The following is a 17,358-nucleotide window of genomic DNA, read 5'->3' as shown; positions in this document are numbered from 1 at the left end:
AACAAATTGAATAGAAAAGTTTGAGGAATTTTAACATGAACCGCTCATAACCGTGAGCGATAGAACCCTTCATTCACTCAAAGACGTGCTATACTTCGCGGAATCTAAAAACAAAATGCTCACAATCGGCCAAGAACTGTCGCATTACAAGATCATCTCCGCTATCGGTGCGGGTGGAATGGGCGAGGTGTACAAAGCCCACGATTCCCGGCTAGACCGCGAAGTCGCTATAAAGGTTTTACCACCGGAAATGTCCGCCGACGAAGACCGGCTGCGGCGGTTTGAACAGGAGGCCAAAGCGACCTCAGCGCTCAATCACCCGAACATCCTCACCGTCTACGACATCGGGGAACACGACGGCTCGCCCTTCATCGTCGCCGAGCTGCTCCAGGGCGAAGAGCTTCGTCAGCGTCTGGATGAGGGCACGATACCACTGCGGAAAGTAACGGAATATGCCCAGCAGATCGTCTCTGGCCTGTCGGCAGCTCACGAAAAAGGCATCGTCCATCGCGACCTCAAGCCTGAGAACCTCTTCATCACCAAAAACGACCGAGTAAAGATCCTCGACTTCGGCCTGGCAAAACTGTCAGAACCGCCTGCGTCAGCGGGCGGCCAGACGGGCAACGAAGATGCAACGCGGAAAGCTCTCACCAACCCGGGCGTCGTTATGGGCACCGTCGGCTATATGTCGCCCGAGCAGGTACGCGGCCAACAAACCGATCACCGTTCGGATATCTTTTCGTTTGGGTTGATCCTTTACGAGATGATCACGGGCAGACGGGCGTTTCAGGAGGAATCGCTGGCTGAAACGATGTCGGCGATCGTCAAAGAAGAGCCGCCGGAGATGACGGAATCGAATCCGAACATCAGCCCGTCGCTTGAGCGGATCGTGCGGCGTTGTTTGGAAAAGAAGCCGGAAAGGCGCTTTCAATCTACGGCTGATCTTGGTTTTGCGCTCGAGTCTCTGTCGGCACCGACGAGTTCGTCGGGAACCAACATGACGACAGCGGTCAGTGCGATCGGTACTGACACGGACAGGTCGCCTTGGAAAGCCCGGATCCCCTGGATCGTGGCTGGCGTGTTGGCCTTGATCCTGATCTCGTTTGGTGCGTGGACATTGCTCAGGCCGGCACCGGCACCGCCGCCGTTTGTCACGCTTGACGTTGCGGCTCCGGCGGGGTGGACGACGAATGTGACAAGTTCCCTTTCGCCGGACGGTTCGCGGCTGGCTTTTACGGCCGAACAAGAAAAGGATAAGCCCCATCTATGGCTGCGGATATTGGCGAGCGGCGAGAGTCAGATGGTTGCGGATTCAGAAGGTGCGGTGGCTCCGTTCTGGTCGCCGGATGGGGCCGAGATAGCCTATTTTACGGCCGATCGTCTTCGAGCGATCAACCTCGTTACCGGTCGGTCGCGGGTGATCTGCGATGTCAAAGGAGGCCGCAAGGGAGGCACATGGAATGCCGGCGGCGTGATCGTTTTTGCGACCGAATCGGGTGTGCCGCTCAGACGCGTCAACGCCGATGGCAAATCACTCCCATCGGATCTGCCGCAACAAGGATTCAGGCCGTTCTTTTTACCGGACGGCAGGTATTTCCTGTTTTCGGGACTCGGTGAGTTAGGTGGGAGCGGGCAGGCCATTAAGGTTGGCGATCTTACGACTGATGAGACCAAAGATATCCGGGCTGACGGGTCTGAACCTAAATACGCCGACGGCTATCTCTTTTTCGTTCTCGATGGCGGGATCAAAGCTCAAGTTTTCAACCCCGGCTCTTTCAAGCTTTCGGGCGAGCCCGTACCGGTCGCCGACATCGGCAGACACACCGGCGCTACGGGCACGAATTTCAGCATCGCTGCAAATGGGCTGATAGCATTTCGAAGCGGGTCCGAGGTAGTGCGGGAGATCGCCTGGTACTCGCGCGACGGCACGCGAACGGTTGCCGGTGAACCCGGCGACGCGCGCAACCCGTTATTTTCTCCTGATGATTCAATGATCGCGCTCCAACGGGGCGGAGACATCTGGCTGTTTGACACAGTGCGCGGCACCGGGCGAATGTACGCCTCGGGAAAGCCGACTAATGTGTATAACCCTATGTGGAAATCCGATGGAAGTGCGGTTCTGTTTATCAGGCGGTCGGTCGGCGTAGTTGAGAAACCTATGAACGGTGGATCCGAAAAGACGGTTATTGAAGCAAAGGGTGGTGGTTTCCCCTTCATTACCCAAATGATCAGTGACGGCCGGGCCCTCGGTTTCCGAATAAGGGATGGAAACCGGGATATTTGGATCCGGTCCTCGACTGGTGAAGATGCGTCTTTCGCCCATTCAACGGGGAACGAAACGCAGCCCGCACTCTCGCCTGACGAGCGTTGGCTGGCCTACGTTTATTCCGAGAATTCGGAAAGCGACAAGATCATCTTCATCGAAGCCTTTCCGAACGGCGGGCAGAAAATACGAATTTCGGGGGACATTGGCGGTGTCCAGCCGCGATGGCGTCGTGACGGCCGCGAGCTATATTTTATCGCTCCGGATGGCAGCATGATGTCGGTCACGGTCGAGGAAACGGGCGGCGTACTTAAGGCCGGGACGCCAAAGGCTCTCTTCAAAACCACGATCGATCCCCGAGGCGGCCTAGGAACCCGGGCGAGTTATGACGCAACACGCGACGGATCGCGTTTCTTCGTGACCGAACGTAAGAAAGACCCCGGAGCCGACACCCAACCCGTAACCGTACTCGTAAACTGGCAAAGCATCGTGACAAAAAGATGACATTAACCGAAGGTACAAAACTAGGAAGATACGAGATCCGCTCGTTCATTGGAGCCTGCTCCCTTCTTTTCATTTTGCTATTTGTCGCGACTGGTGTCACCCAGGACGGAAATCGACGGCTAAAGGCTTGGCAGGATCACGTTCGGCTGCGTGACGGTTCTCCGTTTCGCGGTATGCATTGGCAGCCGCTGGGCCCCTCGATGCAGGGTGCTCGGATCGAAGCGCTGGCAGTTCCGTCGCCCGGATCGAGCACGATCTATGCCGGGCCGGGGGCGGGCAACGTCTGGAAAAGCGTAAATAACGGGATGACGTGGCAGCCGATCTTTGAGCACGAATCGGCATTTGCCATCGGCGACATTGCTATCGCTCCGTCAAATCCTGAGATCGTCTGGGTCGGCACCGGCGAAGTTCAGCCACGCCACAGCGGCCCGGCATATGCCGGAACCGGCGTTTTTAAGTCCATCAACGGCGGCCGCTCGTGGGAAAACATGGGGCTTGCCGATACTTTTCATATTGGTAAGGTCGTCATTCATCCGAAAAACCCTGATGTGGTTTACGTGGCGGCGATGGGCCACTTCCGCTCGTCAAATACCGAACGAGGTGTTTTTCGCACGACCAACGGCGGACGCACTTGGGAAAAGGTTCTCTACATCAGCGACCGGACCGGCGTGATCGATCTGGTGATGGACCCATCGGACCCGAAGACGATATATGCGTCGGCCTGGCAATTGACGAGCGGGCCGGAGAGCGGCATTTACCGCACGACCGACGGCGGCAGCACGTGGAAGCGTTTGTCTGCCGGGCTGCCGACCGGGCCGCTGGGCCGCAGCGGCCTCGATATCGCGGCCAGTAATCCGCGTGTCATCTACGCGTTTATCGACAACTGGGCAAGCTGGAAGCCAGCAGCTACGGGTGATCAGCAGCGAAAGATCGCGGGCGGAGAGGTCTATCGTTCGTCAGACCGCGGCGAAACGTGGCAGAAAGTTAACACCGATGATCTTTATCAGGTTTTTGGTATTTACGGCTGGAAGTTTTGCGACGTCCGCGTTTCGCCCGATAACGAGAATGAGATCTACATACTCGGCAATCGGGCCTTTCACTCGACCGATGGCGGGAAAACTTACAAGCGAATCGGCGAAACCATTCGCCGCGTGAACAATACCGAAGGCACGGCGATGCATCTCGATCATCACGAGCTGTGGATCGACCCGGCCAATCCTGACCGATTGCTGCTGGGCAACGACGGCGGCGTACATATGTCTTACGACCGAGGCAGCACGTGGCTGCATCTGAATAACATGCCGATCGGGCAGTTCTATTTTGTCTCGGTCGATATGCAGGACCCGTACACGATCTTTGGCGGGACTCAGGATAATGGTGCTCTTTATGTCGCCTCGGACGAGCGGCCCGATGATCTGCCGGCTGCAAATGAAGCTTGGCGGCACGTTTGGCTGGATATGTGGACCGGCGGAGACGCATTTGTGACGCTGCGCGATCCGACCGATCCGCGCTTTGTATATTACGAACATCAAAACGGCGATATGCGGCGTATGAATCTCGAAGCCGGAATCCCGTTCTCGGGCGGGCCTGCCACCGAGAGCATTCGCCCACGGCCGCCGGTTGGCGAAGCTCCTTGGCGATTTAGCTGGTACACGCCATTCTTCATCTCACGGCACGAGCCGCGAACGCTTTATGCGGGTGCCAATGTCGTCGTCAAATCGACAAATCGCGGTTCGCAATGGCGTGCAATCAGCCCTGACCTAAGCGACCCGGCAGGCGACGAACGCTCCGCGGTTCCGACAGGGTCGATCACGATGCTCGCCGAATCTCGCTTTGCTCCGGGAATCCTATACGCCGGAACCGAGGGCGGCTCTCTACATCTGACGCGGGACGACGGCAAAAACTGGAAAAAGATCAGTGAAGGCTTGCCAAAGAAATGGGTGAGCCGCATTAACGCGTCTGATCACGACCCTGCGACGGTTTATGTCTCGATGACCGGTTATCGGGAAGACGATTTCACCGCCTATTTGTTCCGTTCGACCGATTTTGGAGCGACCTGGAGATCTATCGCGAACAATCTGCCCGCAGAATCGATCAATGTCATTCGCGAAGACCCACAGAATGCCAACCTTCTTTACGTCGGCACGGATGCGGGTGTCTATGTCTCGCTCGATCGCGGAGCCAGTTGGCAATCGCTGTGCGCTGATCTACCCACGACGCCGGTGCAGGACCTGGTCATTCATCCGCGCGAACACGAGCTAACTATCGCAACGCATGGCCGCAGCATGTTTTTGATGGATGTCCGGCCATTACAGGCGTTGACCGATCAGGTGAGAGCCGCCGACCTAACGTTTTTGACGTCCGTCCGGTCACGCTCAAGTGGCGCGTGGCCCGCGAGATCGAACCCTTTCCCCCACGCGGCCGTGCCCGCGTCCATTTCTGGTTGAAGCAGGCGCAGAAAGTTACGATAACCATCGCCAATGCTGAGGGACAAACGATCCGCACGCTGCCGCTGACAGGTTTGGCTGGCCTCAATGACGCGGTTTGGGACGTCCGAGACGACAAGGGCCGGGACGCTACGCCGGGCGTTTATCGAATAACGGTCTCGGCGAGCGGCAGGACGGTTTCGACAAGTGTCAGTTTAAGGCCCGCAATGTGATTCAAGACCGAGATAGATGCGTTTTTGAGAATAGAGTCAGCGGCGGGTCGTTCGGTTTGAGCATGAAACTCAGGCCGGAGGGCGCAGCGTTTGGGCGAGGGCCCGATACCGCGCGAATGGTGACGGAATAAGCACAGCAGATCGTCAGCGGTTTGTCGGCGATACTTTATGAATCGAAGAGGTGAGAGTCTTTATGCCCTCCTCTATTATCGTGTTGCTATACTACTTAGGAACCCACTCGCCTTCGTCCTTGGTTCTTACAAGAGATCACTCAAGCCCGGTCAAATTAACATCAGTCGCATTTGCCACGAGGTTCAACTGGATCGGAGCAAAACGATACCGTTTAGACACGACAGCCACGACATAAGATCCAACCGGTACGCTGGCGAAGGAATAAGCACCAAAGGAACTCGTCGTGGCCAACCGCCTGACGCCCTGAGAGTCAGTCAACACAACGACCACATTCCGGATCCCATTTCCACCCGGCGTCAAGACTCTACCTGAGACCGAGACAGGCAGGACAGAACATGATCCCAATGCTACCTGAATCGACGGTTCCCCCCGAGTCGAGACAATATCCTGGACTCCATCATTGTTGAGGTCAGCCATGGCGACACGGGAAACTCCCGCTGGCGTATCGAAGGAGGCAGCCGGCGTCGTTTGGAAACTTCCGTCACCGTTTCCTCTCACCGCCCAAACCGCGCCGACAAATCCGCTTCTAAGCCCGAGTATCAGGTCGGTTCGTCCATCCCGGTCAAGATCTCCGCTGGCCACGTGATCGGTCCTAAATTGGCCAACGGCAATCGGCGGGAAGGCCGGAAAACTGAATCCACCTAGACCGTCGCCGATACCAAAAAACAGTTCCCCCGTGGTAGAGTTTGCGAAGAAAAGATCTTGATCACCATCGCTGTCAAAGTCCTCCATAAACACTACCCCAGGTCTCACTCCTACCTGGAAACGAAAAACAGGTGTAGCAGCGAAACCTCCAACGCCGTCACCTAGATGAACGACGACGTCAAAGGGCCCCAGCGAGCCTGCGTTGGTGACCGCGAGATCGAAGTATCCATCGCCATTTACGTCACCAATCGCGAGGGATTGAGGTGCCGGCCCTGTCGGCACAGTTGGGACCGGAGGCACAGTGAAACCTCCCTGTCCGTCGCCGAGACGGATCGATACACCGCCCGAGCTTGTCTCGCCGAGCGTGCTGGCGAGATCGGCATAACCATCCCGGTTAAAGTCAACGACTTCGATCTCCACCGGACGATGTCCCGACAGAGAGACCTCAGAAACGGCGGGTAACGTAAATCCGCCGAGGCCATCGCCAAGACGTATCGAAATATTGAAGCCGCCAACGTTGGCGACCGCAAAGTCGTGCTTGCCGTCCGCATTAAAATCGCCGACTTTGATTCCCTGCGGAGCCCTTCCGACGTTAACTTCGGGAACCGACGGAGCGGTAAAGCCCCCGTCCCCATTTCCTAAACGGACTGACACCGTGTCAGCATCGAAGTTTGTCGAGATCATGTCCACGATACCGTCACGGTTAAAGTCACCAAAAGCGATCCTGGAAAAAGTGGAGCCGGAACCGGCTGTTGGTACTGAGTTTGTCTGCACGAGTCCAAAACCGGTGGGGCCATTGCATGCGGGCCCACGGACAATGTTCAAATTAAACCGGCGTTCGGCGGCATTTCCACCTGTTCTCTCCGTGACTACTATCTCGTAAGTGCCAGCAGGGTATGCGTTTGTAATTTGGACGCTCCCGCTAACTCGGTCGACCGCAATAAGCCCTTTGAACCGCAAATCCGTCGAAACCGTAACCGAGCTTCCCGGTAGCGGAGGATTTGTCGGAGGGACGAAGGCACTTCCGCTAAGGCTCACGACAGTAGCTGGGTAATTTCCGATCGCAGGCGTCGGAGCTGGCGTTGGGCTCGGGGTTGGGGTCGGCGTTGGAGTCAGAGTCGGAGTTGGATTCGGCGTTGGAGTCGGATTCGGACTCGGAGTCACCGTTGGCGTTGGGATCGGCGAAGCCGTTGGAGTTGGTGTCGGTGTTGGTGTCGGTGTCGGTGTTGGTGTTGCTAAGGTGCAGGTACCGAGCCGGATCGAGACCGTGCTTGAACCGGTGTTGGCCGCGACAAAATCGTGGATGCCGTCGCCGTTGAAATCGCCAACCACGACCGACTTGGGGTTAGTGCCAACCGTTACTTCGGGCACCACTGGTGATATAAAGCCGCCGCTACCATTTCCCAATCGGATCGAGACAGTGTCTGTAAGGCTATTCGCAGCCACTGCAAGATCCTGCATTCTATCGCCATTAAAATCACCGATCGCAATCGATTCGGGGCCCAATGGAACAGTCACCTCAGGCACGGCAGGTGATACAAAGCCGCCGCTGCCATTTCCCAGTCGGATCGAGACCGTGGTTGAGCCACTGTTCGCCACCGCAACATCCTGAATGTCGTCACCGTTAAAATCGGCAACTGCGACCGAGTTTGGGAAACTACCAACCGTTACTTCGGGCACGGTCGGCAAGGTAAAGCCACCGCTGCCGTTTCCCAGTCTGATCGAGAGGTTGGCTGACCCACCATTCGCCACGGCGAGATCGTAGATGCCATCCCGGTTAAAATCGCCAACCGCTACAGCTGCGGGACCAGAGCCAACCGTTACTTCAGGCACTGCCGGTGATTCGAAGCCGCCGCTGCCATCTCCCAACCGGATCGAGACATTGTTTCCAACTTGGTTAGTTGTTGCAAGATCATGGATGCCGTCGCCGTTAAAATCGCTGATCGCGACCGACGTTGGTAAACTGCCAACCGTCACTTCAGGCACCGCCGGTGATGTGAAACCACCGCCGCCATTTCCCAATCGGATGGAGACGGTGTTTAAACCAAAAGCACTGTTAGCTGTTGCCAAATCCTGGATGCCATCACCGTTAAAATCGCCAACCGCGACGGAGATAGGGAAATTACCAACCGCTACTTCGGGCGGGGCCGGTGATATAAAGCCGCCGCTGCCATTTCCCAACCGTATCGATACGCTGTTTGAAATTAGGTTCGCCACGGCAATGTCCTGAACGCCGTCGGCGTTAAAATCACCTACCGCGACCGAGATAGGGCTATTGCCAACCATCACTTCAGGCACCGGAGGTGACGCGAATCCGGAAGATACCGCGCACGCAGTCGCCGTCACGGTCAAATCGAAAGTTCGCGTCGCCACCCCGCCCGGGCCAACCGCCCTGACAGTGACCGTATACGCCCCCGATCTTGCCGGATGAGCATTTGTAACGCGAATGACGCCCATGGTCCGATCAACTTCAAGTGTCCCCTTAAACCCTGGCGAGGCCCATACGCGGATATCGGTCGCGTTTGCCGGGGAAGCATCAGGTACAACTGTCGTATTTCCACTCAATCCAACGCCCGTTGCCGGATATATTCCCAGCGTGGTAGTCGGCGTCGGTGTCGGCGTCGGCGTCGGGGTGGCTGTCGGCGTCGGATTCGGTGTTGGACTTGGCGTCGGTGTTGGTGTCGCCGTCGGCGTTGGACTTGGCGTCGGTGTCGGCGTCGGCGTTGGACTTGGCGTCGGTGTCGGCGTCGGCGTCAGTGTCGGCTCTGGTGTTGGCGTTGGCGTCGGTGTGGAAGTTGGTGCGGGTGACGGAGTCGAACTTGGCGTTGGCGTAACAAATGGCGTGGGGGTCGGCGTACCTCCCGGAGGAACGCAACTGCCCGAACCCTTTATTTCGTATAGTGTCGGTATCGATCCGTTGAAATTTTTGACGACGACGTGGCCCGATGCAGGAACATTCGGAAAAACAGTCGAACTTGCGGGATCCCCAAAAAGGTCCGGCGACATAATTCCGGCAACGATCGGACTGAGCGGATCAGCGATCTGATCAGCAGCGCTTGGATCATAGACCGCCGTTCCACCGAAGGGCATCGGAATACTGTTTCCGTTATTTCCTTCAAAAGCGGCCTGAATCCACACGACGCCTCCTGCGTTCACATAGGTTTCAAGTTGCCCCAACGCAGCCGAATGCTGTGATTCAAATTCGCCTAGGGAATGGTCTTCCCAGTTTAGAACCACGACCCGATAGGAACTAAGACTCACGCTCGCGAGTTGGCCGGGCGAAAAAACCGTGAATGTGTGTCCCGTACCGGTTATTGCATCTGTAACTCGTGGGCCACCCGCGGGATCATGCGTCTGAAAGATAGCAAAATCATTCGGTGCAGTTTGGCTGTTGGCGTATGTGTAATTAACAATGTTTGCCGTAACCGTAGACTGGTACCGCATGAGAACGCCGGAGCCGATAAACAACCCGCACGCGACCGCAGGCTGTTCAAGGATCGACTGACGGTTGCGTTCAGGACTCCCCTCATCCGTTAAGAGATGGGATAGGACGCGAAGCGGCGTTTCACCGGCCAAAGCCCTCTGTAGAAAGGGTAATGCCGCAGCAGCCGTGGCTCCAAGTAAAATCAGCAAAAGAACTCGTCCCGGGAACCAAGATCTGAAGGTTGCTAACAACCCTAGACCCCGATCGGATCTTCTCAGAGTGCCGTTTCGATTGAACATGACGGTACTATAGGCAGATTGTCCTAAAAAGTCTACAAGTTTTCGCCAAAGAAATTCCCGGATCGTCTCAAAATAGGCTTGGATTCCCGTGACGGGAAAAGAGAAAAGACGTGCGGACGAGAGGATCTACACGTCTTTTTGCCATTCGCGTGGTACCGTCGAAGCAACGCTCAAGACGGCTGAATATGACAAGTTAGATGGTTCGGCTTTGCCGTTTCGTTACCTCGGGCCGGGTTTGCCGGCCGCTATCAAAAACGATCTTGTCCACGCGGGTGGTTCGGGAGCACGACCGAGATTCACCATCTTCTGCCATTTCTCGTCGGTCAGCCGATCTGCGGCCGGATGGATGAATTCGTAATAGCTAAAAACGGCACCGCGGGTGAGAACGAGCTTGCCTTCGACGGGGACGATGACCAAGATCTCGTTTGCGTGGCCGACCGCTTCCTCGAGCACCCGGTCGCCGCCGGTGTGAACGTCAGCGATACACGCCATATCCTTGTCGGTCTCGTTCACGAGTTCCCATGTGTCCGGGTTACCGGTCATCACAGAAAGCGTCAGGTATTCGAGCGTCCCGCCTATAGCCCGGATCGAGTCATATTCGTCCTCGGTCAACTTTTCGTTACGCAACTCTTTCTCAGAGATAGTCTTGAGATTTATCAGCGTTTCCTCGAAAGACTCAAATTTCCCTTCGAGTTCCTCGGGCATCAGCTTGCGCGACGTCAGCCCTTCGCGGGATTTCTTTGTCAATTCGAGCATCTGGCTCCAAAAGCGAACATTCGGTTCGACATAGCCTTTGTACGGAGCCGGTTCGCTGCCGTCGCCCATCTCGGCTCCACTTTGCTTGCCGTAAAGGATCGTGTCGTGACGAAGCTGTGCCCACGAGGCGAGCGAAGAATTAAGCGATTTGTCCTGCCACGCTTCGGTCTTCATGAACGATGGATAGCCGCCTGGAACGGGTTCATTCAGCGTGCGAAGTGCGTTAAGCCAACTCCAATAAAGATTTGACGTCCAGGTTTCTGCCGGGACCTGCGCGAATTGACGGACTAACTTTTCCCGTTCCGGGTTATATTCAGCCCAGTTCTGCGGGTTATAGATCGCGGGATTAGCGTCAAGGATATTCGCTGCACGGCCGCTGCCAAGCACAGCCATGACATCGAGGCTCGCAGGAAAAACGCGTTTCATCGGGATCGATAGCTTCTGCAGGATCTCGCTGTCAGGAATATACCGCTGGCCCATAAAGCGGAACTGGACCTTTGGATCGGGTGCGACAGTCTTTCCGGGCGCGATCAGACGGCGGTACTGGATGCGTGCCGGACGAAGCAGTTGTGCCGCCTCGACGAACGCGTCAAACCTTTGCAGATCAGCAAATTCCGCCATGCGGGCGTTTTCCCCAAACGTCGCGTCCATTGCCGATCTCCAGTCTGCCGGGGTCAGGTCGTCCGCCGTTCCGACGTAAAAAGCGGTCGGCTCGTATATCTTATGCCATTCGTCGATCAACTTGGTTCGATACAGTGAACGGGTCAGTAATATGCTCTGGCGGATCGTCTCGTCCGCACGCTTTTCATTCGAGCGAAGGGCGAACGGCGCGAGGCCGTACCACATCATCACGCGGAAATAACGCTGCAGCGTTTCGGTCCGCGTGTAATGGCCACGCGGAATAAATTGCGAATAATCCACTTCGTAAGGAAAGATCGCTCCGATCTTCATTCCCTCATGACGGTCGATGAGATCGGTCTCGATCCGGATGAGGTTCTCAGCGGCCGACGGCACCGTTGGCTTGAGGCCTAGGTTCCTTGCCGCAACGGCGAAATAAACGACATTTTTAAGTGCAGCGTCCTTTAGTTGAACGTTGTCGGTTTCGTTCCAGGTCTTGACCGAATCGGCAAGCATACCCTCGGTCAATCGGTGAAGGACAGGCGTCAGTGACTGTTCCTCGACCGTGCGGAGAGTAAAATCAAAGAAGATGTGATACAGATGCAGCACCGCGTCGGTCGTCACAAAGGACGGTATGTCCTTATAGTCGTTGTCCTCATAGATCTGGAACAACTGTTTCGTCTTGGTTGGCGATACGGCGAAGAGATTCTTCGCGAGCATAGCGCGCTTTTGTGGACTGATCGGCATCTTTCGATTGAAATGGGCGAGGTTGGAAACCTCTTTCAGTTGGGGCGTTACGCTGTATGGCTTAACCCGGGCGGTCTGTGCTTTCGTAGCTGTTATAGCGATAAGAAGAAGGAGAGTTGCCGATAACCAGGTGATCAAATATTGCTTATATTCATTTCTCATGACGTGCTCCTGTCTTTGCCGAAACAACGAGATGCTCGCCGTCAGCTTCTACTGATATTTGTCCATCTTGCGAGCCGAGGATCTTAGCGGTATGCCAGTCGCCGGTTCGTCTTTCGAGCGTGAATCCAAAACCGTTCCAGCGATAAGCTCCGATGCTCTTCCTTCCATCAAGCGAAGTTTCAACAGCAAACAACTCGGTGCCTGGTTGTTCGTCGAGAGCGGCGAATAAAAAATCTGTGAACGGGCGTGCTAGCGACGATCCGAGCCATTTCGGGTAGGCGTGATCTCCGGCCCAATTGTAGATGAAAAGGCAATTGTGGGGTTGGGGGAAGAATTTTGTCGATTTGAAGACACCGAGGACGATCTCAGGCTTACCGTCGCCATCGACATCAGCTATCTCTAATTTCCAAGGCTTCCAATCGGAGGAAACGCCTGACCATAGCAACTTGCGGTTCCGCCGTATCTCGAGGGCGGACGGTCTTTCGCTGTCAACGTCGATGGTTTCGATCCGGCCGTCGTGGTCGAGGTCAGCGTACTTGATCGCGGAGTATTGAACACCAAATACTATTGACGAGCAAGAAAGAAAGGTGACGATCAGCCCCGGAAAACTCCCGAACCTGCTCCACGCCATGTAAAAACTGCATAGAATGTTGCCAAACTTCCCCATATTAGTTCGGCTTCGCTCCGTTCCAGGTGTCGGTCCGCCAGGGACCGGTCGAACCGTAACGCCAGCGGCCAACAAATTTCTTTCCGTCGGGCGATAGCGTCAGTTCGATGTCGCCGGCATCCTTAGGCGACTGATATGTCGGCGCTTCGGACCACGAACCGATCACCGTATTTCCCTTGACGGTTCCTGTGAACTTTCCGTTGTCATGTTCATATGTTCCGGTTACCGTGTTCCCATTTTGTGTGAATGTAGTCTTGCCCCATGTCGAACGCCATTCTCCCGCAAGGCTGACAGTTGGAGCCTGCGGCGGGGCTTTCGGTGGATTTGAAATAGCAGCACCCTGGACGCTCGAACCCGCAGTTCCCGGGTTCAGCGAACCCGTGACCAACCATCCACGGTCACCATACTGTGTGTTTCGATAATATAGTCCGATAGAGAAACTCCCGGACTGCCCTGGAACGACTGGAATACTCAGCGAGAACGATCTATTCAGTTTTTCCCCGACCTGAGCCCCGTAGCGATATTCTTTTGACTCTTTTCCCGAAGATACGCTCGCGACCAATTCATAGAAATAACCGGAGCCAGGGCCGCCAGGTGAAACATTGTCGCTGATCCCTTTACCCGAAACCGTGAGGGTTCTTCCGGTGATCACGCCTTTATACTGTCTGCCGCCAATAAATCCCCGATCCGAACCAGTTGGCGTGTCGAGCCGCGCCCCGGTGATCGTATAGCTGAGATGGCCCCAAAATCCTGGAACTTCAAGCGTTAGGCTCGTCGAATCCGCCCCTGATGTGACGACCGGTTGTGCAGTTTCAGATCTCTTGGGATCGAATGGAAAGTATGTTAAAGCAAATTCGATACGATCCATTTCGCGCTTCGTCTTAGCGTCCCTGATCTTCTCTTCGGACCAGGTAAGGTCGCCATAGCGCCAGTAGAACTTGCTTCCCCATTTGTCGAGGAGCTCCGCTTGACGCCGCCGTTCCGCGTCTACCGTCTGCCGCAACTGAGTCAGGCGAGCGCGATCTGCGGGGTCCGAACCAAAGACACCGATGGTACTCATGGACGACGACGCTATATCGTTCCTGACCTGCTTGATCGCACTGCTCGCGGCAGCCTCTGCTGCCCGGCTCGCCTTGTATTGCTGGTATATCTGCAATGCTTCCGCCTCGTTCGCATCGCGGGGCGTGATCTGGCCGATCACTCCGGCCGTGGCGAACAAAAGGATAATAATGACGATGTATATGCGTGACATAGTACAACCTGACCTCCCATGATCGCGAATTAATACACTCAGGATCGCGACACATTCTTTCTCTACAATATTTTCTGCAATGTTCGTGCCGAGGCGTGACCTCAGGGGAGGCCGAGAGACCGCGTGAAACTGGCACTTTGGCAGAAATGCGCGGGTTTAGCTCGATGACTAACGTATTTTTTCACGGTAGATATGTATTTTCACGCGGCCCGTAAAACGAGCGCGAAAAAAGACGTGCGGACAGGAGAGTACGCACGTCTTTTCTTTTTGGCACTCTCTTAGAGACGAGTACTATTTTGGCATCAGAACGCTGTCGACGACGTGGATGACGCCGTTTGACTGCATTACGTCGGCGATCGTTACTTTCGATTTGCCGCCTTTTTCATCGGTAAGGATAACGTCCTTGCCTTCGAGAGTTGCGGTCAGTGTGCCGCCGGCGACAGTTTTGAAGGTCGCCTTGCCTTTGCCTTCTTCGATAGCCTTGGCGATCGATGCTGCGTCCTGCTTGCCGGCAACGACGTGGTAGGTCAGGATGCCGCTCAATTTCGCCTTGTTCTCAGGCTTAAGAAGCGTATCGACCGTGCCCTTAGGCAATTTGTCGAACGCAGCGTTGACCGGAGCAAACACGGTGAACGGCCCGGCACCTTTCAGAGTATCGACCAATCCGGCGGCTTTGACCGCAGCGACGAGCGTCGTGTGATCTTTCGAATTAACCGCATTGTCGATGATGTCCTTCGACTTGAGCATCTGCGCTCCGCCGACCGTCGGGCCGGTCTCAGCCGGGGCGGTTGCGGTGTTTGCCGCCGTGTTGGTGTTTGCAGGTTTCATGGCGGAATTGTTCGCCGCCGTATTTGTCGTATTGGTCGCCGCACCGCCGCAGGCAGAGATCGCCGCTACGGTACCAGCCAATGTGATCGTCAGTAATGTTTTATTCATGTAAGTCTCCCAAAAAGTTGTTTCAAAGGTAAACAACACCTTCGCCTTCTGTAGTTCTTTAAGTACTGCAGTCGAAAACCAGATGTTATGTCTCTGGTTTCGCAACGGGAACGAATATGGATTCAAAAGCTGCTATCGGAGGTTGAGGGGCTTATTTCGGATAGCCGCTTCGGTCGACCGATTGGTGTTTGATCTCACTGAGTTGTAAAGATGACGTCGATGATTTAGAGTTCTCAAAAACGCCCGCGACCAATGACTTTATGCTCACTTCTAAAACCAACGGAGAAAACTACATGCGAAAAATTATCGGATCAATGGGCACTATCGCTGCCGCACTGTCACTTACCTTGATCATCGGCGTCGGCCTAGCCGCCGCTCAGGCGAAACCGTCAGTCGCGGTTCTCGAATTTAAGAACAAGTCCAACAATCAATGGTGGTTTCACGGCGGAGCAGAGGCAGCCCAGGACGTTTTTATTACTGAGATTGGTAAGCTCGGCAAATTCAAGGTCATAGATCGTGAGCAGTTCGAAGAGATGATGATGCAGCGAAACCTTACTTTGAGCGGCGAAATCGATGCCAAAACGGCCGTAAAAGTCGGCAAAGCTCTGGGCGTCAACTATCTCCTCGTCGGCTCTGTCACGGAATATGGAAGCACGGGAAGCGGCGGCGGCGGTTTAAATGCAGGTAAACGGACCTTCGTCGCTAGCCTGAACTCGCAGTTGATCGAAACCAAAACCGGCAACCCGGTCTGGTCGGGAGCCGAATCAAACAAGACAGATTCAGTAAAGGTGTCTGTCGGCGGCTTCGGCGGCGGAGTGGACGACAATAAGATGTTCGATAAAGTGTTAAAACCGACCATCGTAAATCTGATCGCCAAACTCAAGGCCGCCGGACCGGTAAAGTGATATTTTTTGGTAAAGGAGATTCGCCGGAAAAGAGGTTCGACCTATCCGGCATTTTAGGCTGGCGTTCTAACCAACTGAACTACGACTCCGCAAGAGTGGTGGGCACTAAGGGACTCGAACCCCTAACTTCCTCCTTGTAAGGGAGGCTGTCTACCAATTGACGTAAGTGCCCGAAAAGCCCGAACAAGAAATTTTTTACGTGTGCCCGACTAGTTTTCAAAAAAACGACGCTCAATTCCTAAAATTGAGCGAACCCTAATCCTACGAAAGTAAGGGATGCGCTGTCAAGTTTACTATCAACAAAGAATTTAACTGCGTTTCATCAGCATCGGCTTGGTACCGGGCGCGGAACCGCCGGAACCATCGTCATAGGTCAGAACCGTCCCGCCGTAGCCGACGACCCAGCCGCGCTGACCATTGAAGGTCACCTTCTCGAGCCGGTGTGTCGTCTTTGAGGCGACATCGCTCCAGGTGCTGCCGCCATCTCGGGTTCTGACCATAACCCCATTTTCGCCAATCGCCCAGCCGCTTGTTGGACTCGTAAAGTAGACATCGGTAAGATTCGCCGTAACACCCGAATCCTGCTGGCGCCATAGACGGCCGCCCCCATTTGAGCGATAGATGCGGCCTTTCGACCCGACGGCCCACGCTCCCTTCTGGCCGGCAAAGAAAACTGAATTGAATCTCGTATCCGTCTCACCCAGCAGGGTTGCCTGTTCCCACGTGAAACCGGCATCTTCCGTAAACATGATCGTTCCGCCTGTCCCAACTATGGCTCCAACCTTATCGCTGCCGTAGGCTCCGTCAAGCAGAAGATAATGCATCGCTGTCTGCGTTTTTCGCCACGAAACGCCATCTTCCTGCAGTTTAAAGAAAACTCCGCCCTCACCAAACGCCATGCCGACGCCATCAGGGTTGAAGAGTATTCGGGTTACGCGTTCGCGGCCGCCATCTTGAAATTCGATCTTTTCCCAGGTCCGGCCGCCGTCAGTTGTTCGCCGCAGGTAAGAAGTAGGGCTATCTCCGCGGCTGAAAATATTGCGTTCACAGAGCAGCCAGCCGGTCGTTTCACTCGAAAAATGGACCTGGATCAGATTGTCGTTTGTGAACTTCTTCGTTTGGACCCACGTTGTACCACCGTCCGCCGTCGAAAGTAAAACACCATCAGTTCCCGCGATCCAACCCTTATTCTGATCAAGAAAGTAGATATCCTTGAACCACGCGAAACTATTGGTATTCCGCTTGACCCAGTCCGCATTAACGGTTTGGATCCCGCAGAGCAGAACCAGGAGAATTAGATTTATCCAGACATTACGCATACGTGACCAG

General features: G+C 55.1%; 10 protein-coding genes and 1 tRNA gene. 4 read left to right on the top strand and 7 right to left on the bottom strand.

The features are described from left to right. Positions 1-115 precede the first annotated feature (115 nt). From IPG22_13175 to IPG22_13165, 3 genes are read left to right on the top strand one after another with little or no spacing between them, the layout of a single operon-like run. Positions 116-2,767, top strand: a complete 2,652-nt coding sequence (locus IPG22_13175; GenBank protein MBK6589237.1) for a serine/threonine-protein kinase — start codon at positions 116-118, stop codon at positions 2,765-2,767. Beyond that, entirely contained in the window at positions 2,764-5,214 is a 2,451-nt protein-coding gene (locus tag IPG22_13170; protein MBK6589236.1) for a hypothetical protein, read from the top strand. The genes IPG22_13175 and IPG22_13170 overlap by 4 nt, the downstream gene beginning before the upstream one ends. Beyond that, positions 5,211-5,426 carry a hypothetical protein gene (locus tag IPG22_13165; protein MBK6589235.1) on the top strand — a complete coding sequence of 72 codons (216 nt, stop codon included), beginning with the start codon at positions 5,211-5,213 and terminating at the stop codon, positions 5,424-5,426. Before IPG22_13170 ends, IPG22_13165 begins: the two co-directional genes overlap by 4 nt. A gap of 267 nt (positions 5,427-5,693) precedes the next feature. On the opposite strand, the gene IPG22_13160 is transcribed toward IPG22_13165, so the two are convergent. The 5 genes from IPG22_13160 to IPG22_13140 form a co-directional block, all read right to left on the bottom strand. Then, a complete protein-coding gene (locus IPG22_13160; GenBank protein MBK6589234.1) occupies positions 5,694-9,896 on the bottom strand; it encodes a VCBS repeat-containing protein in 4,203 nt (1,400 codons plus the stop codon). A gap of 309 nt (positions 9,897-10,205) precedes the next feature. Further along, a complete protein-coding gene (locus IPG22_13155) occupies positions 10,206-12,269 on the bottom strand; it encodes a DUF3160 domain-containing protein (protein ID MBK6589233.1) in 2,064 nt (687 codons plus the stop codon). Next, complete coding sequence (locus IPG22_13150) at positions 12,259-12,936, bottom strand: VCBS repeat-containing protein (protein MBK6589232.1); 678 nt, start codon at positions 12,934-12,936, stop codon at positions 12,259-12,261. The genes IPG22_13155 and IPG22_13150 overlap by 11 nt, the downstream gene beginning before the upstream one ends. A 1-nt stretch (position 12,937) precedes the next feature. After that, on the bottom strand, positions 12,938-14,188 hold the full coding sequence (locus IPG22_13145) for a hypothetical protein (GenBank protein ID MBK6589231.1): 1,251 nt from the start codon (positions 14,186-14,188) through the stop codon (positions 12,938-12,940). A gap of 291 nt (positions 14,189-14,479) precedes the next feature. Next, a complete protein-coding gene (locus tag IPG22_13140) occupies positions 14,480-15,016 on the bottom strand; it encodes a fasciclin domain-containing protein (protein MBK6589230.1) in 537 nt (178 codons plus the stop codon). A 401-nt stretch (positions 15,017-15,417) separates the two neighbouring features. Between IPG22_13140 and IPG22_13135 the strand changes: the two genes are divergently transcribed. Next, on the top strand, positions 15,418-16,029 hold the full coding sequence (locus IPG22_13135; GenBank protein MBK6589229.1) for a hypothetical protein: 612 nt from the start codon (positions 15,418-15,420) through the stop codon (positions 16,027-16,029). A 96-nt stretch (positions 16,030-16,125) separates the two neighbouring features. On the opposite strand, the gene IPG22_13130 is transcribed toward IPG22_13135, so the two are convergent. Both IPG22_13130 and IPG22_13125 read right to left on the bottom strand, forming a co-directional pair. Then, positions 16,126-16,201 (bottom strand) — tRNA-Val (locus IPG22_13130). Positions 16,202-16,337: 136 nt separating this feature from the next. After that, entirely contained in the window at positions 16,338-17,348 is a 1,011-nt protein-coding gene (locus tag IPG22_13125; GenBank protein MBK6589228.1) for a hypothetical protein, read from the bottom strand. Between the last annotated feature and the right edge of the window lie 10 nt (positions 17,349-17,358).

This window comes from Acidobacteriota bacterium, assembly GCA_016703965.1.
Taxonomy (GTDB): Bacteria; Acidobacteriota; Blastocatellia; order Pyrinomonadales; family Pyrinomonadaceae; genus OLB17.
The sequence above is the reverse complement of the archived record's forward strand: the minus strand, read 5'-3'. Positions and strand labels throughout refer to the sequence as shown.